Source organism: Sporolactobacillus inulinus (assembly GCF_006539285.1).
In the GTDB taxonomy this organism is placed as follows: Bacteria; Bacillota; Bacilli; order Bacillales; family Sporolactobacillaceae; genus Sporolactobacillus; species Sporolactobacillus inulinus.
Genome location: NZ_BJMS01000065.1, coordinates 1 through 21,584 on the forward strand (window position 1 = coordinate 1; position 21,584 = coordinate 21,584).

Sequence of the window (21,584 nt, forward strand, 5' to 3'; positions counted from 1 at the left end):
TAAAAGGTGTGAACACCATGATTTTCGGTGCTTGCGCCAATATTATTGTAAAGCGGTTACGGGACGGACCCGTGCTGCATAGATATACCATGTAAGTTCAAAGAACTCCATGCTCAAAAAGGATTGACGCACCTTTTTGTTTCAAGTAATATGTGGTTGTGACTCGAGAAGGAAAGTGAGGATTGGGACAACTGAATAGAAAGCGCCTGGACTATTCCAAAGGACGGAGAAAGACAGGAATAGTTGACGAGGAAGAGGTTAATCGAATCATTCGGCGGATGCCTCTCGGTATGCTTGCAACCGTAAGCACAGACCCAAAACAGGAAGGCAACTTTCTGGACAGAAGTTGTGCTGCAAGCGCATAGGCAAGAAAAATAAAAACAAGTGGGGCAAGACTGCCCTATTCATGATGGTTATTGCATCTTAATATGCATCTTGCCTCACAAGGAGGACATTTCCTATGTGTGGTATTGTAGGTTACATTGGCAACGAAGATGCACGTGACATTTTGCTTAAGGGACTCAGCAATCTCGAATACCGCGGCTATGATTCGGCCGGCATTGCACTGCTTAACGATGACGGTGTTCATGTATTTAAGGAAAAAGGACGGATCGCCGTTCTACGCAAAACGGTAGATCCGGCGGTACACGCGACACTCGGCATTGGCCATACACGTTGGGCAACACACGGCCAGCCGAATAAGCGCAATGCGCACCCGCACCAGAGTGCGTCCGGCCGTTTCACACTTGTTCACAACGGCGTGATCGAAAACTACGCACAGTTGAAGGCAGATTATCTGAACGGTGTCACGTTGAAAAGCGAGACGGACACGGAAGTCGTCGTTCAACTGATCGAAAAGTTTGCCGATCAAGGACTCGGTACCGAAGAAGCGCTGCGGAAAACACTGAAGCTGCTCGACGGCTCTTATGCATTTGCGCTGGTTGATGCAAAGGATGACGCAACGCTGTATGTTGCAAAGAATAAAAGTCCGCTCTTAATCGGTCTTGGCGAAGGATTCAATGTTGTTGCCAGCGATGCAACGGCAATGATCCAAAAAACGAAGCGTTATGTCGAACTGATGGATGAAGAAATCGTTATTCTGAAGCGCGACAGCTATACGATTAAGGATCTTGACGGAACGGTCACAACGCGCAAGCCGTATACGGTTTCCTTTGATGCAAATGATACGGAAAAAGGCGCTTACCCGCATTATATGCTGAAGGAAATCGATGAACAGCCGGCCGTAATGCGCCGCCTGCTGCAGGAATACAGCAGCACGGACGGTAAAATCACGCTCGATCCGACGATCACGAATGCGATCAACGATGCTGATCGAATCTACATCATTGCCTGCGGCACGAGCTACCATGCCGGACTCGCCGGTAAGCATTTACTTGAGACCGTTGCCGGTATCCCAACGGAAGTGCATATTTCCAGTGAATTTTCCTATAATATGCCGCTTCTGTCGAAAAAGCCGCTGTTCATCTTCATTTCCCAGAGCGGGGAGACGGCAGACAGCCGCGCTGTGCTGGTCAAAGTCAAGAAGCTCGGCTATCCGACGCTAACCATGACCAACGTCGAAGGCTCTACACTTTATCGTGAAGCAGATCACAAAATGCTGCTCTTCGCCGGTCCGGAAATTGCGGTTGCTTCAACCAAAGCTTATACAGCAATGATTGCTGTTTTCGCCTTCATGTCGGTAGCTGCTGCACAAAAGAAAGGGACTAAGCTCGGCTTCGATCTCGTTCATGAACTGAGCCTTGCTGCTCAAGGCATGGAACAAATGATCGATGAGAAAGCGCAGCTCAAAGAAGTGGCACGCGAGTACCTCTCGATTACGCGCAACGCTTTCTACATCGGACGCGCGCTCGACTATTATGTCTGCATGGAAGCCGCGCTGAAGCTGAAAGAAGTCTCCTACATTCAAGCAGAAGGTTTTGCCGGTGGTGAGCTCAAGCACGGAACGATTGCGCTGATCGAAGAGGGTACACCGGTATTCGCTTATGCGACCCAGCAAAAAGTCAACAACAGCATTCGCAGCAATGTTGAAGAGGTAGCCGCACGCGGCGCCCACACGTGCATCATCAGCATGGACGGAGTCACGAATCAAGAAGACGACCGAATCGTACTCCCAAACGTGCATCCAGTCCTAGCACCACTTGTTTGCGCCGTTCCCCTGCAGCTAATTGCATACTATGCAGCCCTGCAGAACGAATGCGACGTCGATAAACCACGTAACCTAGCAAAATCAGTTACGGTGGAATAATAGAAATGGAAACAGGCAAGTACACTTGTACTCGTCTAATAAAGTTGTTTCAGTTACAATAAAGTCTTTTCTCTGACAATAAAGTTGTTTCTAAATATCACGCCATAAAGTATACTTAATGTAACTTGTGGCGTGTTTATTATTGCCATTTATCAGAGGTGAGAGGATGGCTAAACATAAAAATTCATGGACTGAGGATAAAATTGCCCGTTATTATGAGGAAGGCCGCGGAAGCGGAGAACTCAGTAATTATAAGCCATGGCTGACGATCCAGAATGTTCCATCTTCTGGCCGAGTCCACCGAATCAAGGGATGGAAGACATCTAGAATCCACCATTTACTGTCTGATTTAGAGCAAAGTTATTTTTACCTTCTTGAGTGGGCAGATAATGTGATTGATATTCGTGAACAATACCCTCTCAATCGAGAAATTACAGTAAACATCGCCGCCAGCAAACAAATTTCACACCCCATTGATCCGAGTACTCAGACGCCAATCGTTATGACAACTGATTTTATTATTACGATCAGAAAGAATGAAAAAATTACCTATATTGCTAGGACTATAAAGCCGAGCGAAAAATTAGAAGATCCCAGAATAAGAGATAAATTTGAAATTGAACGTGCGTATTGGCAAAAAAGACAAGTGGATTGGGGAATCGTCACTGAAAAGGATATCTTAAAAGAGGCTGTTGAAAATATCGGCTGGATGCATTCTTCATATCAGTTATCTGCCTCATCAGAACGTGATCTTGTCTCAGAATTAAGCATTTTTCTTCAAAAAAGTAAGGATTCCATTCTTTTATCACTTCGTGACTTTGACAAATCGTACAGTCTTGAAGATGGCACCGCCTTATCACTTTTCAAATATTTACTCGCACGGAAAAGTATAATCTTTGATGTAAAAAAGAAATTCAGCCTGTCGCAACTGCCTGCGGACTTGATTATTATCAACCCAAATTCCAATGAGAAGCGGGCGGTGAAATGAATCTAATCGTTAATGAACTTTTAAAAGATGAAGCAAATAATCAAGTATTTCGAGTGCTCTGGATTGATGAAGAAAATATTATGGCTTATTTGATTGACATATATGATCGAAAAGCTCTTCCGTTTATTCGATCCGTACGTGAGATCATTGATGAAATTATACAGGATGAACTGACAAAAATTAAAGAAGATCCCTTTGTACCATTCATCAACCAAGCTCAGAATCCTAAAAATATTGAGTATCGAGACCAGGCTTGGAATATTATCAAAGAAATGGTTGCGGCAGAATCGGATATATTCGAAAAAAAGAAACGAGCAATGTACGTTAAGAAGGCTTCTGAGACTTATGAGGTATCTCTGCCAACCGTCAGAAAGTATTTACGTAAATATTGGCAAAGAGGCAAGAGACCAGACGCCTTACTTCCTGAGTATTTTAAATCAGGTGGAAAGGGTAAAGAGAGAGTCAGCGGTACGAAGAAACGGGGACGGCCCCGTAAATATGATGAACAGGGCATTAATGTTGATGAAGAGACCAAAAAGCTGTTTCGCGTATCAATTGAAAAATATTATTTAACATCCAAAAAAAACAGGCTGACTGAAGCATATATGATGATGATTCGAGAATTTTATGCTGAAGACTATTATTTTGAAGATGGTATAAAAAAAGTAATCGTTAAAGACAAGAATCAATTACCTTCACTTAAGCAATTCCGTTATTGGTACAACAAAGAATATACCGTACAGGAATCAACCATTGCGCGGCAGGGACGTAAAAAATATGAGAAAGACTTTCGATCAGTGTTAGGATCATCGACCGCTGAGGCTATTGGTCCCGGCTCTCGTTATCAGATTGATGCGACGGTCGGTGATGTATATTTAATCTCTCGCTACAATCCAGATTGGATCATTGGACGACCCATTATTTATTTTGTCGTCGATGTTTTCAGCCGTATGATTGTCGGATTAAATATTGGTCTGGAAGGTCCGTCATGGAGCGGGGCCATGATGGCGCTGGCCAATGTCGTCACAGATAAGCAGCGGTTTTGTCATGAACATGGCATTGATATAGCCAAAGAGCTTTGGCCGGTTGAGCATTTGCCTGATGTCTTGCTTGGAGACCGCGGTGAATTAGAAGGAATGAATGCCGACCATTTAGTTGCGGCCTTCAATATTCAGGTGGAGAATGCTGCGCCTTATCGAGCAGATTGGAAGGGTATCGTTGAAAAACAGTTTGATACCATTCAGAGGAAAGTTAAGCCATTCCTGCCCAGTTATATCGATAAGGATTTTCGCGAACGCGGCGCACGGGATTACCGGTTAGACGCAAAACTTACGATTGAGCAGTTTACGCAGCTGATTATCAAGCAGATTATTTATTACAACACAAAGCACTATTTAAGGGATTATGTACGTGATGAAGATATGATTCGCGACGATGTGCAGCCTACTCCATTGAATTTATGGAACTGGGGCATACGCAATCGTTCCGGAAAACTGCGCTATTTTCCAGAGGAGACGGTGAAGTTGCATTTATTGCCGCGGGGACAGGCAACGGTCACGTATCGTGGCATTAAATTCAAGGGCATGTACTACAGCTGTGAACGGGCTTTGAAGGAATCATGGTTTCCAACGGCCAGACAAAAAGGGAGCTGGCGAGTAAGTATTTCCTATGATCCCAGAAATATGTCGTTTGTTTACTTGATTAACGAAGATCTATATTCATTTTCAACCTGTCATTTGCTTGAACACCAAAAACGGTACGAGGGTAAAACACTGGACGAGATACAGTATTTACTGGGATATGAAAAGCTGCAGCGCAGTCAGTCAGAACACCAGCAGCTTCAAAAAGAAGTAGATTTTATTTCAGATGCCGAGGCTCTCATTAAATCAGCAACAAAAGAGGCTGATCAAGGCCAGTCAAAAGTGATCAGTAAGTCCCAAAAAACAAAATCGATTCGCGAACATCGAAAGGATGAGCGTGAATCTCGGCAAGATGATGAGGCCTTTCTCCTAGGAAACAGGAAAAATACCAGTTCGCCATCAGCTGTTATCCCTTTTAACACAAAAGAGAGTGACAATGATGAACGCTATGCCCGGCCGTCAATAAAAGCACGTGGACTATGGCATAAGAGCGGGGAGGATAGCAATGAATGATGCACAGAACGCCTCAAATCAAGCACAAGTTGCTGTCTATCATCCTCAGCAGCTGATTGACTTTGAGGGGAACCCCTTAATTGAAGCCTTACCGCCGATCCTGTCACAGGAAGAAGCATTTGAAAAACTCAGCTACTACCCGGCCTATGATGAAAAAGAAACAGAACTGTCGCCGCAGCTCCGCTATCACGCATTATTACGGCTGACACGATTTTTCCAGCCGGTGACGCAGCATCTTGATCTTGAACAGCGCTTTTCCCGATTGCTGAGATATGGTTATGTCGGACGTAATCCATGTATGCCGGAGAACGTCCATCAATTAAATACCGCACATTATGTAATGAATGGTCAGTTGCTGACACCTCATGATATACGTTCAACAGCTTCCAGCTTTACCCTTATGGGCTTTTCAGGTATTGGTAAAACAACGGCGATTGAACGTGTCTTATCGCTGTATCCACAGACTATTATCCATAAGTATCCCTTAAATATTACACAGATTGTATGGCTTAAATTAAATTGCCCTCATGACGGCTCACTCAAATCTTTATGTATGGATTTCTTTTTAAAAGTAGATCGATTATTAGGAACCAACTATTATGACCGTTTTGGGGGCAAACGTAATTCAATCAGTTCAATGGTAACTCGGATGGGACAGATTGCTCGTCTGCATTATATCGGCGCTCTGATCATTGATGAGATCCAGCACTTATTAACCGCAAAAAGCAGCGGTTCCGAAAAAATGATGAACTTCTTTGTCACTTTGGTCAATGAAATTGGTGTTCCGGTCATGATGATTGGTACGATGCGCGCAAGAAGTGTTCTCCAACAGGACTTCAGGCAGGCGCGCCGGGGCAGCGGTCAGGGAGACATGGTGTGGCAGCAAATGAAAAAGGATGACGACTGGGATGTCCTGATATCGGAGATGTGGAACTATCAGTGGACGAAGAATAGAGTTGAACTAACGGATAATCTGAATGATACACTGTACGAACAAAGTCAGGGAATAATTGATATAGCGGTCAAACTGTTTGTTCTTTCCCAGGGACGTGCGATTGAAACGGGAGAAGAGCAAATAACACCGGGGATGATCAGAAAGGTAGCCAAAGACGACCTTAAACTGGTTCAGCCAATGCTTAATGCACTGAGATCCGGTTTGCTATCTGAGATCGAAAGATACGGTGACATCATGCCGATGGATGTAGAAGACTATTTACAGCATCATCAGTCTAAGATCGACCTAAAGGCAACCATCCAGAAAAAGAAAGAAGAACAGGCAAAGGCTCGTCAGAACAGAGAGACAACGAAGTTAGAAAAGATTATTCTTGCGTTGATAGACATAGATATTGAACCTTCAAGGGCCGAGAAGGCAGCAGAATTTGTGATTAAAGCAAATCCGGAAATATCGCAGGCAGGCCTGATGCAGAAAGCTTTGGCCTTTGTTGAAATGCAGAAGACAGCCGACAATAGAAAAATCAGTGATGTCTCTGCCTCAACTAATGAATTGCAGAAAATTGCAGAAGAAGGGAAAAAACGAAAGCTTTCAGCATATGATGCGCTGCAGAAGGCTGGATACATAAAATCTCCGCTGGATGAATTTGCACTTTAGGAGGACTGAACGATGCTAGCTTTCTTCCCTGAGCTTTACGAAGATGAATTACTGTACAGCTGGTTTGCCCGTTATCATATGCGTTCATGCAACCTCAGCCCGAAAGCGACGATGACTGAACTGTATGGCTCTTCAAGGGTAATGGCTGTGCCGGATCTTCCTGCCCATTTGAGACAGGTCTATAAACGTCTGAAACATTTTGATCCACTGGGAATTGATGAATGGATCGGCCAGCACACCTTTTTTCACTATTACACGACTTTTGCTAAGAAAGATGTTAGGGACAGGGTCTTTACAGAAATGCTTGAAGGAACTAGCCCGGGTTCGATACACATGATGACTGGTGCAATGGCCAGCAGTGTTTCCGAGCCATCAGTCTTTCGCTTCTGTCCGAAATGTGCAGATGAAGATATCCAGCAATATGGAGAAATGTACTGGCATATGTCCCATCAGCTTCCCGGCGTTTTAGTATGTCCGAAGCATAAGCATTTCCTGCTCAATTCTTCGGTATCTTTTCGAGGAAAAAATAAGTATGTATATCATGCAGCGACCATGCAGAACTGCAAACGGTCACAAGGTCTGCCAATGTATAGTGAAAAAACGATACAAAGCCTGCTGATCATCGCGAAAGAGCTCATCCAGCTAGCCCATACCGATCTTTCTTTTACACGTTCCGGTGTAGAACAAGCTTATAAATATTTGCTTCAAAGGCAGGGATACGCAACGATCAGCGGTTCGGTTGATCAGCATACCTTAGCACAGCAGTTTAGCCATTTCTACGGAAGGGAGTTGCTTGAAGCTGTTCAATCACCGATTGATTCAGACAATTCCTCCTGCTGGCTGAAGGCCATTACTCGTAAACAAAGAAAAGCTTTCCATCCCATTCGGCATATACTGTTGACTCATTTTCTCGGAGAATCCATTGATACTTTCTATCGGTACGAATCGCAGACATACGACCCCTTTGGTTCGCCGCCATATCCTTGTTTGAATCCAGCCGCAGATCACTATCTGCAACCTGTTATCCCGAATGTTAAAGAAACGATTTGTACTGACACAAGAAAACCAGTGGGGACGTTTACTTGTTCCTGCGGTTTCATCTATTCAAGAAGAGGGCCTGATCACAGTATAGAAGATCGTTATAAAATCGGGCGTGTGAAACAATTTGGCCTGGTATGGCAAGATAAGGTGCATGATTTGATTTATATTAAGAAGTTAAGCTATTATGCTGCGGCGAAGCGGTTAAAGGTGGACATAGGCACTGTGAAAAAATACGCCAATCAGCAGCAAATTGCCAAAGATGACTCAAAGGAAGCCAGCACGCTGCCTCTGGAATCAAAAAGAACACAATGGTTACTTTTTCAGGAAGAGAATTCTAAAACATCGGTGACGGAAGTTCGGAAACGTAATCCAGCATTGTATGCCTGGTTGTACAGGCATGATAGACAGTGGCTACAGAAGCATTCATCAAAAATAAACAAAACAGCTGTCAAAAACCAACGTGTTAATTGGACAGAGCGAGATCGGCAGTTAGTAAAGGAAATCAAGGATGTCGTCCATAAGTTGTTGAAATTTCCTAAGCCCGTTCGCATTAATCGAAGCCGGATCGGAAAGGAAATCGGAAAACTTGCTCTTCTGGAGAGACATTTGGAAAAATTATTTCAAACAAATGTTTATTTAAACCAAGTCACAGAATCGGTGGAGCAGTTCCAGATACGGCGTGTTCGTTGGGCTGCTAAAACATTGTACAATCAGCATCAGGACGTCGTTGCATGGAGAATTAGGCGCTTAGCCGGGTTGCATAAAGATATCGGAGAAAAAGTCAACCGAGAAATAGATTTGCAAATAGACAACTATTCAAACTGTCGGAAAGAGGTGTGAGATTTGACATCTGTCATACTTAAGCCGTGGCCGTTTCAAAACCGAGTTGTCAAACTGCATTGGATAGGCCATGTAGTACTGACTCCGGCAAAAAAATGGAGAATTTTTGTTGCGTTTGAAGATAGGAAAAAAGTCAACTTAGTTCAATATCCTATCGGGCTATTACCTATGTTGCGAATCGGCCAATATTATCAAAACGGTCGGCCGTTAACATCGCAAAAAGACGGTACGATTGAAACACTCTTGGTACAGGATCTTTCTCATGGTCATACGGAACAGGCTCTTAATGTATGCCGATCATTTAATTATTATCTGCACGGTAAAGCTGAGCTGATTCGCCAGAAGATCTGGTGTTTTCAAGCACAGGGAGTTCATTACTTTATTCCCCATGCTGAGCTGATAAGAGCCTTATTTATAAGAAACAAAGAACTTGCCAATGCACTGCTCCGTCCCCAGGGATTAGAGTTCTTAATTAATGCCTGTCAAATAAACGGGAGAGAGGTTGATTTGGCATTTTCTAATGTTATTCCTTCTGCCATAATAAATAATTACTTTGCCAGTCATTTTGCGTGGCTTTATTTAACGCCTGTGATTCGAAATGCCTTTGGATCTGTGCAGAGCAATGTTTATGCCCAGATGGTTCAAGACATGCATAAATATGGGCAGTTCTTAGAATTGAATGTTCCTCGGATGATGAATTCTAAATGGACAGTTAGAGGCCGACGAATAAAAGATCAAGTTCTTATTTATGAACTGCTTCGTTTTACCGGAGCGGATATCGCATTTGATAGAATTAATTATAGTCATGACGCCATAAAACAGCGATATTACGTCCCCAATCCTAAGAAAAAGCAAAAAACAAAATGGGAAAAAGAACAAGATTTTGAGGTAAACAATGATCGGAAGGATGAGGCCAAGGAAGACATCCATCAACCGGTAATCGAACTGGATGATACGCAAATCTCTTTTCAAAATCCAATCGAGATAAAGCGGATTCCCAAAACTCAGCAGCAAGTTAACCAGGGGGATACATATATAACTAAGAAAGGAGGAGGGGGAGCCCAAGTCATCGCTGCAAGTGTCGATGAACCAATTGCTGGTGGCACCTTGCAGCCAATTGATTTTAAGCCAATTGAATTGCCTGATGCGAAGAAATTTGGGCTGGAAGATTTTTATCAAATGCTTAGAATTTTTGCTGACATACATCAGGAGTTTCAAATCTCGGCATCTCCTGTTCCTCTGCCCTTAGGCAGAAAATTTGCATGGTTGCCGAATGGAGAAAGACGGATATGTGCTGTGGTGAGAGTAGTGCCACGCTATTTACAGCCCGTTTTTATATTAGAAGTTGCCCGTCCGGATCAGCGCTCCCTATCGACTCTTCTTGTCCGGATAAAAAATGTGAAAAACAGGGGTGATGAAGAAAGAGGCATACATAATTTGCTTAATACATTGGTTTTAAAAAGCGGCAGCTGGTCTAAGGATTGCTTGCAACACGTGAATTATGCAAAGCTGAAGCATACAAGTAAAGACAGCAGACATTGGGCAGATAGAGTTTTTGAAAAGATATCGCTTCTTGTTTAAAACGGTTAGGAGAAATAGTTGATCGTCCTTTAAGGGGACATCTAATTTTTGGTTTTAAGCTGCTTGTTTTGCCAAAAAATTGACTTGATGTAAACCCCAAAAGTTGGACAGTTTAATTATATTGGTTGCTCGGTTGTCCCAATCTGATATTCAATCGGACTTCGGCCTCCGAGTTTTTCTTTGCTCTGATTTTGTAAATAGTTAATTTGTAAGTGGAAACAAAAGTATTTTATTATAAGTGCAATCTAAGGCTAGTAATTTTGTTGGATGTATATGGTAAAATAAAATGAAAGCCTTTTATTAATCAGGGATAAACAGTGTTAGTGGCAACTAAGGAATGTAGTATTTGGCAATTAGCAAATTATAATAAGTTCAATGCACGGCTTTACATGGAGAGGCGGATGCGGTAGGCTAATAAGCCGTGCAAAACCAATGTGCCTGCCGCTTTTGCGGTAAAACTGTATCCGCAGAGGCTCCATGTCAAGCCATTTATGATACTCACCAAATGAGAATTATAAAATTAATTAAATTGCCAAAACATGCATTTTCTAATTGCCGAAAACAAACAGTAAGAAAATGTAAAAAAGTGAATAGAAATTAATTAGGAATGATGAACTCAAAATGAAAATCACTGAAAACGAACTGGATTTTTCTCATGTCAATGATAAGATCAGTCATTTAACAAAAGCTGAAATAGTTGAATTAATTAACAAGTACTATGCTGGTGAGAAGGTAACTAGATTAATAAAAGATTACAAGGTGAAGGTTCCCACATCCAGGCTCATATTCACTTTTCCAAAAAAATTGACGGACACTCATTGTTTTTACTGCCGTACAAAGATGGTACAAGATTGGACCTCACTGCATGGCTATAACCAAGGCGAAAGCATATCATATTGCCCAAAATGTGGACATCAGGATGCTCCAAATTGTCAGTGTGAAAATTGCAAGCGAATAAAGGAAGAAAGCTTAAAGCAAGAACTTCAACGGAGAAAAGAACTTATTTTCAAGCAGGTGGAGTATTGAAGGCTTACCGTGGGATGGAACTACAGGTTACAAAAAGACTTAATGAATGCAATCCAGAGGATTACAAACTTCTTTATATTCCTGGAGGATTGGCACCTGGTGCACTCAGACAAATTCCAGAAGCTATTCATTTTGTACAGGAATTTGCAAAGAGCGGAAATCTTATTGGTGCTGTCTGTCACGGTCCACAATTACTTGCGTCGGCTGGGCTTGTAAAAGGACGCAATATGACATTTTGGCACGAAGTTGCTAATGAAATAACTGAGGCTGGCGGTGTCTATGTAAATGAACCTATGGTAGAGGACGGTCAATTTATTACAGCACGTAAGCCTGGCGATTTACCAATGGAACTGTCCAGAGTGTTTGAACATCTTCAAGGAAAGTAAATATTTAAGAAAGAAAATAAATTCATCTAAAAAGAAGCGGTAGAAAATATATGCCTCCTCTTCGGTTTAAAAGTTGATCCTCCATAGGGGGTAGTACCAGCGAAGCTGTCACTACCCGCAATAAGGAATAAAGTTAAATATGCAAAGTGTTTTCTATTTCTGATTGCCTTTCTTCGATTGGAATTCTCTCCATCATATCCAATTTAAAGATACCATAAGGATTTACATGGCTATATATAAGTGGACTTAACGCTCTCAAGTCTTCAGGTGTCATCATATCCTGCCACTGCTTTTCTGATAATACAGATTGAATCATGAGTGTATTAATATACACGAGGCAATTTTGTAATAAATGCAGGGAAAGAACGGCAACCTCTTGGTCTTCCAATCTATTTGTAGAAATTTCTCCACCTTTTCCATAGAAAATAAAGCCATTGGCGGAATTCCAATTCTCTACAACATTAAGGCCTTCATTAATTTCTCTCCGAATATCTTCAGAATCCAAATAATCACACAAGAAAATGGTTTTAATAACTTTTCCCAGCTCAGACAGGGCCTGATAAGTCGAGTGTTTTAAATTACTTCTTGTAAATCGTTTTAAGATAGCCTCTGTTTCGGCTGTTCCAAGACGCAGGGCTGTAGCATATTTAATCATCTGATCATATTGCTGACGAATCAATTCCCAGTTGATAGGTCTTGTAAGAATAGGTTGTAAATTAGGGAAAGCATCACTCATGCCACTATCTGGCCTATAAAGTTTTTGTGAATTGATAGCTTTTAATCTTGGCATAAGCTGAAAACCCAAGAGATGACAAAAGGCAAAAGCTACTTCGCTTTGACCGTGACTGTCTACATAATTCTTTTCAACCTCCATGCTTGTACAATGCTTCAAAACTCCTTCAATCATAGACGCTACCTCAGAAGAAGAGCATGATTTTAATTGAGAGTAGATACAGGTTGAATGTTTAGCCACATGCCAGTAAATCATTACACCTCTGCCTCTATACCGAATATGCCATTCAGTCATTAGATTTTGGTCCCACGCACCAAATTTCTTGGAATCGGAAGCACAGGAAGTTGTTCCTTCTCCCCATATATCTGTCATTTTATTTCGCAAAATGGCATTAACAATCTCAGCAATTGCACCCCGTAGATTATCTTTATCTATATATTTTCGCCGTATGTATAATAGGTCTTTGTATTTTTCGCCATGTTCCCCATTTGAAACTCGCTTTAGCCCTGCATTTGTCCCCAAACCGTATAAACATAAGATAAGCCTCTTCTGTAGTAAATATTTACTAACGACCTCTCTTGATGCAGCTGTTTTAAAGAGGTCCGTAAAGTTTACACGCAAATCGGCTTCCTTGAGGATATCTAGTAAACTCGTCATTGGCCATCGTTTCATAATTTCAGCTTTTAGGCGTGATAGGTTAACTGGCTCCGGCACCGGATCAAAAGGAGAAATAGATATTCGGCCATTTCCCTTTCCTTTTGCTAAAATGCGAACCTTATTATTTTTAGGGATTCCTTGATCTAATTTATTTAATGCCTTTGTCATTTCTTCCTTTAAATTTGCGATAAAATCATCTGGATTAATAGGTTTTTTCAATGCTTTATAGTTTTCTTCACGGTGCAGTTCAAAGTCCTGTGGCAGATCTTCATCTGGATTACGATATCGTTCCGAACCAGGTACCCATATTTCTTTGCATCGCAGCTTATCACGTAAGACTTGCAAGGTGCTAATCTCATAATTAATACGATTGATTCTCTCTTCGCCTGAAGTCTCCTGTTCCACGACTAGGTATCTCCAGCTGGGACGGATCACACCATCTAATGGAACCTGGTCAGAATCCGGGAAAAAGTGAGCATTTGAATTTATATATTTTTTTATAAGTTCTAACGCTTCGATTACTGGATGATGAGCCTCATTATTTGAACAAAACTCTAACATATCCAAAATACGGGGAACCATCCTGCGGTAATGGGAACTGTACGATGAACGAATAATCGTATATACCTTCTGTTTGTAGGCAGGCCCTGTATGTTTAAATTCCTTTACTAAATCTTTAAGTGTTTCCTCGCTGATAACAGGATAAAGGACATCCCGAATAATTCCATCTGGATTATCTAACGCTTGTTCAGCCATTTGGAACAATAGATTGTTTTTCCCATTTACCTTCCTTAAATTATGTATTAATTCTTTATCCACTTTACGTTCGGCCCTAACATTAATACGATGAATAATTTGTATAAGTAGTTCAATCAGACCGTCTGTAATTTCTGCTCTTCGAAGCCAAAAGAAGGAAGATAAAAGTGTGTAGCGAATCTGGGGTGGATGCCGGCGCAATTCACGGATATCCTCTGTTGCTGTACGCTTTCTATATTTCTTTAAAATTTTTGGTGAAATATCGTTAAATAAATCATAGGGTAATTGCAGCTCTTTTATGGTTTGAAGTTTCTGTAGTTCTTTGAAGACTGTTTCTAATCCAATGCGTCCAGGATCGGATTTTAATTCATGAAATGTTAATGATTCTTTTGCTTCTGAGGTGTCTTCAACTTTTTCTAAAAGATTAATTAATTTATCTAGTCCTTCACATGTCTGGCTAGAAAGTCTTTGATAAATAGAAGCGAAAAATTTATCTTCATAGGAGTAGGTAGCAGAGCGAATAAGGCGCTCTACTCGATCAGGGGTGGGAGGCACAATTTTTAATTCTCTATATTGTTGGTATAACTTATCTTCAACATAGTTGAATTCATGGCTATGAAATAATACGTGCTTACAAAGCCAGTCTGTCAATAAGTCTACATCCTGCAGAGTAGCTTCGCGAAATCCAAAATAGGTGCGGATTTCCGAACGATGATAAGTAACGGTCCGTCCGGTCCAATCATATTCAGAAAAAACATCGGGATTCATCTCTAGTTGCTTAGCGATGTACTCTATAACTGTCTTTGGTATCTCACTCTTGGTATGAGGGAACCTAGCTTCGTATTGAAAAAACTTAAACATGACAGCAAACCCAAGTTTCGTATTTCCCCTTTTTAGTTGAATCTGCTCTTGTTCATCAGGCATAAGGATAAAGTGATCAATTAGCTCATCTAATTCCCAATTCCTTTTCAATGTTTTTCACCCCTTTGTAGCTTACGATATAGAGTCATACGGGAAATACCGGCCTTTTCGGCAGCATCTGTCCGGCTCAACCCTTGGTCTATAAGATATAGGGCATAGTTGATCTTTTCTTCATCAGCTTTTGGTCTTCCAGGATATTTTCCCCGTTTTTTTGCAGCTAAAATGCCTTCCTTTGTCCGTTCAGAGGTGAGATCTCGCTCAAATTGAGCAATGCCTGCAAAAATAGTAAACAACATTTTCCCATGTGCCGTTGTTGTATCCAGCCAAGACTCCTTTAAACTTTTTAAATGCGCTCCTTTTTGGGCGATGAGTTCCGTAATCTCAATCAGATCTTTCGTGGAACGGGATAAGCGAGTTAAATCCGATACAACAACGGTGTCTTCTGGACGAAGAAACTCCAGCATACGGTTTAGTTCCGGACGTTCCCGTTTCGTTCCAGTTACTTTCTCAAAAAAGATGCGTTCACATCCAAATTTTTCAAGCTGTCTTTTTTGGCGATCCAAATTTTGATCAATAGTCGAAACACGCATGTAACCAAATTTCATTCATATCCTCACCTTTCAGCATGATTGTACCAAAACTCTTAAATAATTAATATTGTTACAAAATATTTTGTTACATATTTTTGTTACGTTGTTTATGCTAGATTGGCAGACAAAATATATTTTTCACATCATGTAACAGAAATGGTCGTTTTTGTTACGGTTATAGCATCAAAAATACTACTTTAAAAAAATAAAATTAGATCTCTAGTTACTCTTATTCCGAAAACGGGTGAGATTGTAAAAAAAACTCTAATTAAGGATTATTTGTGAGAGTTCTCCTTCTTTAACTTCCATTTCCAAAAATTAAAGTAAGGACCTATATAACATTATGAAGGGAAAACCGACCATTTTTTCATATCTCCTGATGGGTGAGAATAGGTCTCTTATACAATTTCCAAGAGATTGTTCGTTTACCTTACAACCTACCTACTCCGGTAAAAAATTCTGCAATTCGTTTTCTATCTGGATTTTCTTCGTCATTATATTTGAAAGGTATGCACACTGTAGAATTAACCTCTTCTTATATAGAAAAGGTATAAATCTGCACCTATAGATAATATTAACTAAAAAAGGAGGCGTACTCTAATGTATATTAAGTATTCATTAGGATTTTTGATTGGTTCTTTAATTCAAGCAGGGATCGTTATGTTGGCAGAGAATATTGGAATATCTCAGATGGGGGCAAAGTTAACTTTTATGCAGCTAATCACTCATATACTTGCAGGTCAAGTCGGAGGATATATTCTGCTATTCATAATAAGGAAAGTGACTTCTATACAACGTTTGAATACTTTTGTTACTGGTGCAATCTGGGGACTGATTGTGTGGGCTATCGTAATCCCTCTTAATGCTGCACAAGGGAAGGTTACATTGCCTTGGGAGGCAGGAGTAGGGACTGTAATATCAAGTACAATGGCATTTATCGCTTTTGGCATTATTGCTTCATTCACCATTAAGCACTATGGATATGAAAGAGTTCCCAAAGACCTCCAAACAACATAACTTTGGAGGTTTCGGTATACCTTGTACCTTAATTCTCATTTTACTTTTAGTACCAACTAGCAGTAGGGTAAATATTGTATCGCATTTTTAAAAACAAGGAGTAATATGTAGGCCTTTTCTTTGATTAACAGGGATGTTCCTTCAAATATTTTAGGCGGTTTTCAACCTTGATGGATTTTTCGGAAGCAGTACTTAAAATCAAAAGTTTGAGAAGTTTTTTCAAATTTTAGACTTTTTTATGTGCTAATTCATTTATTATTTGACGTGATGTAGGATTTCTCAACGGTATTTGAACTATATAAACCTTATGGCATCTCCCTTTTTTGGAATTTGTTTGCCTGGCAATTTTCCTATTCCATTTAGAAAAGAGATGCTATTCTCATTTTTTGGAGGTCTTTCCTTTTCAAGAGAATTAAGTTTGACAAAAAAATATAAAAGGATATATTATTTGTAAGTGACTACTAACATTTATAAATATAATGTAAGTTATTACTAACAAACGTGGAGGGGAACAAATGAGGGTACTGAAAACAATTGCAAACAGGATCGTAAAGAATCCAATAAAAGTAATAACGATTACTATAGTTGCTATATTACTGTTTGCCATCGGGGCGCAGCAGGTGGAAATGGCAACAGGGAACAACACACTTATTGAGGAAGACACAAAGGTCTATCAGAATAACCTTACCTTGGAACAGGAATTTGGCGGTGAATCGGTAATCGTGATTTACGAAGCTGATAATGAATCCAAATTGCTGAAACCTGACACTTTGAAGCAAATGAAAGACCTCGAAAGTCAGTTGCGGGTACAAGAGGGCATCTATTCAATCGTCGGCCCCCATACAGCTGTTCTAAAAATATCCGAAAAAAAAGCCGAGAAATATGAAGAAGGCCTGACGGAAATGGCTGACGGTCTGGAGGAAATGGGAGAAAAACTTAAAGAAATCAGTACAAACATGGAAGAAAATACTTCAAGCCAGTCAGGCTTACCGGATTTTGGATCGAAAATATCTGAAATGGAAAAGGGCATCGGTAAGATGGTCGAAGGACAGAAAAAACTGGAGCAGGGTACAGGGGGATTAGTAAACGGCTATTCCAGTATGGGTAGTCAACTCAAGGACGTTGCACTGAAACTCCAGCAATCCGCCGCACAAATGGAAAAGACCGCTGCAGGAAGACCGGCACAGCAGAAACAGGCAGCAGAGTTAAAACAGGTTGGTCTGAAACTTGGCGGAATGGCTGATCAGATGGTTAGCGCCTCCGAGAAAAGCGCACAACTCCCTAATGTATCCAGAAATACCATCAATGGCTTGCAGGGAATGGAAAAAGGACTGAAAGGGCAGCAAAGCCAACTCGATGAAATGGGCGAAAAACAGGCCCAGCAGCAAAAAGATTTGGAAAAGCTTGCAGAGGGACTTACGAAAATGGGGGAAAATCTCATTTCTGTAAGTGATAATCTCAGTGAAATGATTACCTATTCTGACAGCATGTCGCCTGTTATCCCAGAAAAACAGGAGACACTTGACCAAATGATTTATGAAGATGACGGATCATTGCGCACCATATTTAATGACATGATTATCGACGGAAAATACATGATATTCATGATTAAGTTTACGGGTGATGCTACAGACACCAATAAAAGTAAAGCAGTTGCTTTTGTAAAGGATTATATGGAAAAGAACCCGATTGAAGGGATAGACACTATGGTGTCGGGAAAACCGGTTCTGGATAATTCGATCCGAACAGAGATGAAAAATAGCATGCAAAAAATGATGGGTCTTTCCATCTTGTTCATGATTCTGGTTCTCGGTATTGTGTTCCGTGTGAAATGGCGCATATTGCCGCTTGTGATAATCTTGATTGCTGTAATTGGTACAGTTGGATTGATGGGGTGGATCAGTGTGCCAATCACGATGGTTTCGATGGCGGTATTCCCGATTTTAATTGGTCTCGGTATTGACTATGCAATTCAATTCCAAAGCAGATATACAGAAGAAATGAAAGGGGAGGAACAATAAAGATGAAAAACAAAAGCACCGAAAGTGCCAAAAAGACCGTAATCAAGATGACACCCGCTGTCCTTACAGCTCTTTTAGCTACAGCCGTAGGGTTTTTATCCTTGTATACGTCACCGGTCCCAATGATACAAGACTTCGGAAAAATGCTGACAATTGGCATGGTGGTCAGCTTTATAGTCGGATTGTTTATCCTGATTCCGATCCTATTTACCCGGGATCATTTTTTCACAAGATCAAGGACAGAGAATCAGAAAGCAAAGCCTGAGCATTCAAAAATGGAGAAGGCTTTTGGCATGCTCACCAACTTAATTATTAAACTCAGATGGCTGATCCTTTTAATCGCCATTGTCACAGCCACAGCCGGCATTTGGGGGGATATGAATACTGGGGTGGAAACAGATGTAGAAACCTTTATGCCCCAGGATACCCAGGAACTGGAGGATATTCACAGATTGCGTGACATCCTGGGTACCACCGACCAGGTCTCTATCATGTACAGTACAGACAACGTACTTGATAAAGAAACGTTGGAATGGACTGAGGAACTGACTGCTTCTCTTCAACGTGAGTTCCCGTCAGTTGTCGTCGATACAAATTCATTGCCTGCACTATTAAAGCAAGCAAATGATGGAGAGATGCCGGATCAGGAAGAAACAGCCGACATTCTAGCGGATATGCCGGAAGAACAGTTGAAGCTTTTTGTGAATGAAAATAGAGACAGCGCTGTCGTGAATGTCGGCATCAAGCATCTTGAGGCAGAAGAATTGCAAAATTTCATAGCAAGAATGGAAGCATACGTTTCAGAAAGCCAGCCGGAAGGCATCAATGCGATAGTAACCGGTAAGTCGGTTCTAGATGTGGAAATGGTTACCGCACTGACAACAGGCCGATACAAAATGACGTTGCTGGGGATGGGCCTTGTATTTATAGCGTTGCTTTTGATTTACCGGCACCCGGTTAAGGCATTCATTCCTTTACTACCGATTTTGTTCATCGTCGGGTGGTCAGGTGGAATGATGTACTTGTTTGACATCAACTATACACCGCTCACGGCAACCCTTGGTGCTCTTATTATCGGTATAGGCACGGAATTCACTATCTTGATTATGGAACGATTTTATGAGGAGCGTCGAAAAGGGTCAGAGAGACGGGAAGCGATCATAACAGCCAACCAAAAGATCGGCAAGGCTATTTTTGCTTCAGCCTTTACAACAATCGGAGGTTTCAGTGCTTTGCTTGTTTCCGACTTCGTGATCTTGAGCAATTTTGGTATGATGACATTAGTGAACATTTCCTTCGCTCTTATTAGCACGATTATCGTCCTGCCAGCAATCTTGATGTTCCTTGACAGATTTGTGCAAACAAAGGGCGACAAGGAAAGCGGATCGGAAACTGTAATGGGGTGAAATAGATATGAGAGATAAAACAGACCAGATTTTGAATGCGGCAATCAAAGTATTCATCAAAAAAGGATTTCTCCAGACCACAACACAGGAAATCGCCAAGGAGGCAGATGTGGCTGAGGTGACGCTTTACCGCAAATTTTCCACTAAGCAGAACCTGTTTGAGACCGTGGTGAAAAAAGCACTCGAGAATGAATTCCATACAAAAGTCATGAAGTTTGCAGAAGAACCGGAGACAGAGGATTTTTTAAGGCGCATACTTGATGATCGGCTTACGGCTCTGTCAAAAAATCGAAAGCTTGCCAAAACACTTCTAGCCGAAAGTTTTATGGGCCATTTAGCTGAAGATATTAATTTTCCGATTATTATTTATAACGGGCTTAAAAAAGGATTGGATATACACTTCGCTAGACTTGAAGATAAACCGGACATAGGTCTCCTTGCCAATCAAATAGGGGGCATTCTCCTCAGCAGTCTAACTTTCCCTTCGGAAGTACCTTATTATAAGCTCCCAGCAAAGAATAAAGAAGAACTGTTAAACGGATATGTGAATTCTTTGAAGGCTTTTATAGCAAGTTAATTTTAATAAGGAACGGAGGTAAAGAAAAAACAAAGGGAGATTCCCCCTACGTTTTACGGGAGCGTTAGTAAATAAGCTAAAGGTAAAGTACCCTTTATAAAAATTTCTACATCATTTAACCCCCATCCAAAACAGGATGGGGGTATACGTGTTAGTAGTATTAAAAATCTTGATATTTCCTTATTGCGGGTTGTGACAGCTTCGCTGGTACCACCCCCATAGCGTTTGCACAAAACAAGCCGGATATTCCCTAGGGAAATCCAGCTTGTTTGACTATTTTTCGCTTAGTGTCTGGCGACATGAAGATGGGGACTAAAAAAAGCTTTAATATCTACAAAATCCCCAAGTTTGTGTCGTTTTTTTTTCATAATTTTTTGCGACACAAACTTGGGGACTCGACCAGCACGGGACACAAATGTGGGGACTTGACCTGCAGTATTACCCGTAAAGTCGGTATTCTGATAAAACACAAATTTGTGACTAAATTCACACAAAAAAGGGATTTGATATGACTTAATGACTCAGCTAATTAACGTGAAAAACAGTATTTTTATATTAATAAAAATACTAGCGTTGCATAAACATACTGATTCCCTTATGTCATAATATTCAGATGATTGATTTCTCTGGTGTGATAAAAAAAGCCAACGAGTCCCTAAAAGGTGCACCATTCCATTTTAACCATATTATCCATTTATAAAGGTTGCCAGCGGAGAAAACCTGGCTATTCATGGCCGGGATGAATCCGCGCCACGGGCAACCCGGTAACTGCATAATAATGCCATTTAGTCATCATTAAGGCGAACATATGTGCTACAATGGATCTTGATGGGAGGTGAATTCCATGGTCACCAAGGGCTTAAAGCTCAGGATCAGGCCAACAACTTCAACATAAGTATGATCGAAAAATAATGAGTCGCTCTTTACGTAATGTCACCCAGATAGTGTTTAAAGATACAAGGGATCACCGGGAAAATAAGTTTTGCTTTTTAAGTTGCACTCTCAAGTACTTTATA

Annotated in this window: 14 protein-coding genes; 12 read left to right on the top strand and 2 right to left on the bottom strand. The window is 41.0% G+C overall.

Annotation, left to right across the window (positions count from 1 at the left end; translation table 11 throughout):
* The first annotated feature begins 460 nt into the window (after positions 1–460).
* From glmS to SIN01_RS09640, 8 genes are all read left to right on the top strand, one after another.
* Positions 461–2,266: a glutamine--fructose-6-phosphate transaminase (isomerizing) gene (gene glmS / locus SIN01_RS09605; protein ID WP_010025759.1), complete on the top strand. Its 1,806-nt coding sequence runs from the start codon at positions 461–463 to the stop codon at positions 2,264–2,266.
* 166 nt (positions 2,267–2,432) lie between these two features.
* A complete protein-coding gene (locus SIN01_RS09610) occupies positions 2,433–3,254 on the top strand; it encodes a heteromeric transposase endonuclease subunit TnsA (RefSeq protein WP_029548081.1) in 822 nt (273 codons plus the stop codon).
* Positions 3,251–5,407, top strand: coding sequence for a TnsB C-terminal domain-containing protein (locus tag SIN01_RS09615; protein ID WP_010023562.1), 2,157 nt, complete (start codon positions 3,251–3,253; stop codon positions 5,405–5,407). Before SIN01_RS09610 ends, SIN01_RS09615 begins: the two co-directional genes overlap by 4 nt.
* A complete protein-coding gene (locus tag SIN01_RS09620) occupies positions 5,400–7,016 on the top strand; it encodes an ATP-binding protein (protein WP_010023563.1) in 1,617 nt (538 codons plus the stop codon). Before SIN01_RS09615 ends, SIN01_RS09620 begins: the two co-directional genes overlap by 8 nt.
* Positions 7,017–7,028: 12 nt before the next feature.
* A complete protein-coding gene (locus SIN01_RS09625; RefSeq protein WP_010023565.1) occupies positions 7,029–8,897 on the top strand; it encodes a TnsD family Tn7-like transposition protein in 1,869 nt (622 codons plus the stop codon).
* Positions 8,898–8,900: 3 nt separating this feature from the next.
* Positions 8,901–10,478 (top strand): Tn7-like element transposition protein TnsE, encoded by a 1,578-nt coding sequence (locus SIN01_RS09630; protein WP_047035199.1) that lies wholly within the window; start codon positions 8,901–8,903, stop codon positions 10,476–10,478.
* A 621-nt stretch (positions 10,479–11,099) separates the two neighbouring features.
* Positions 11,100–11,504, top strand: coding sequence for a hypothetical protein (locus SIN01_RS09635; protein WP_010025403.1), 405 nt, complete (start codon positions 11,100–11,102; stop codon positions 11,502–11,504).
* Positions 11,505–11,518: 14 nt separating this feature from the next.
* Positions 11,519–11,890 carry a DJ-1/PfpI family protein gene (locus tag SIN01_RS09640; protein WP_130031230.1) on the top strand — a complete coding sequence of 124 codons (372 nt, stop codon included), beginning with the start codon at positions 11,519–11,521 and terminating at the stop codon, positions 11,888–11,890.
* A 133-nt stretch (positions 11,891–12,023) separates the two neighbouring features.
* On the opposite strand, the gene SIN01_RS09645 is transcribed toward SIN01_RS09640, so the two are convergent.
* Entirely contained in the window at positions 12,024–15,008 is a 2,985-nt protein-coding gene (locus SIN01_RS09645; protein ID WP_010025401.1) for a Tn3 family transposase, read from the bottom strand.
* Positions 15,005–15,562 carry a recombinase family protein gene (locus tag SIN01_RS09650; protein WP_010025399.1) on the bottom strand — a complete coding sequence of 186 codons (558 nt, stop codon included), beginning with the start codon at positions 15,560–15,562 and terminating at the stop codon, positions 15,005–15,007. The genes SIN01_RS09645 and SIN01_RS09650 overlap by 4 nt, the downstream gene beginning before the upstream one ends.
* Before the next feature lie 585 nt (positions 15,563–16,147).
* On the opposite strand from SIN01_RS09650, the gene SIN01_RS09655 reads away from it, so the two are divergent.
* From SIN01_RS09655 to SIN01_RS09670, 4 genes are all read left to right on the top strand, one after another.
* Positions 16,148–16,564 (top strand): hypothetical protein, encoded by a 417-nt coding sequence (locus SIN01_RS09655; RefSeq protein ID WP_010025397.1) that lies wholly within the window; start codon positions 16,148–16,150, stop codon positions 16,562–16,564.
* 515 nt (positions 16,565–17,079) lie between these two features.
* Positions 17,080–18,585 (top strand): MMPL family transporter, encoded by a 1,506-nt coding sequence (locus SIN01_RS15575; protein WP_029548207.1) that lies wholly within the window; start codon positions 17,080–17,082, stop codon positions 18,583–18,585.
* 2 nt (positions 18,586–18,587) lie between these two features.
* Entirely contained in the window at positions 18,588–19,991 is a 1,404-nt protein-coding gene (locus SIN01_RS15580) for an efflux RND transporter permease subunit (protein WP_029548206.1), read from the top strand.
* 7 nt (positions 19,992–19,998) lie between these two features.
* Positions 19,999–20,568: a TetR/AcrR family transcriptional regulator gene (locus SIN01_RS09670; protein ID WP_010025395.1), complete on the top strand. Its 570-nt coding sequence runs from the start codon at positions 19,999–20,001 to the stop codon at positions 20,566–20,568.
* Positions 20,569–21,584 lie beyond the last annotated feature (1,016 nt).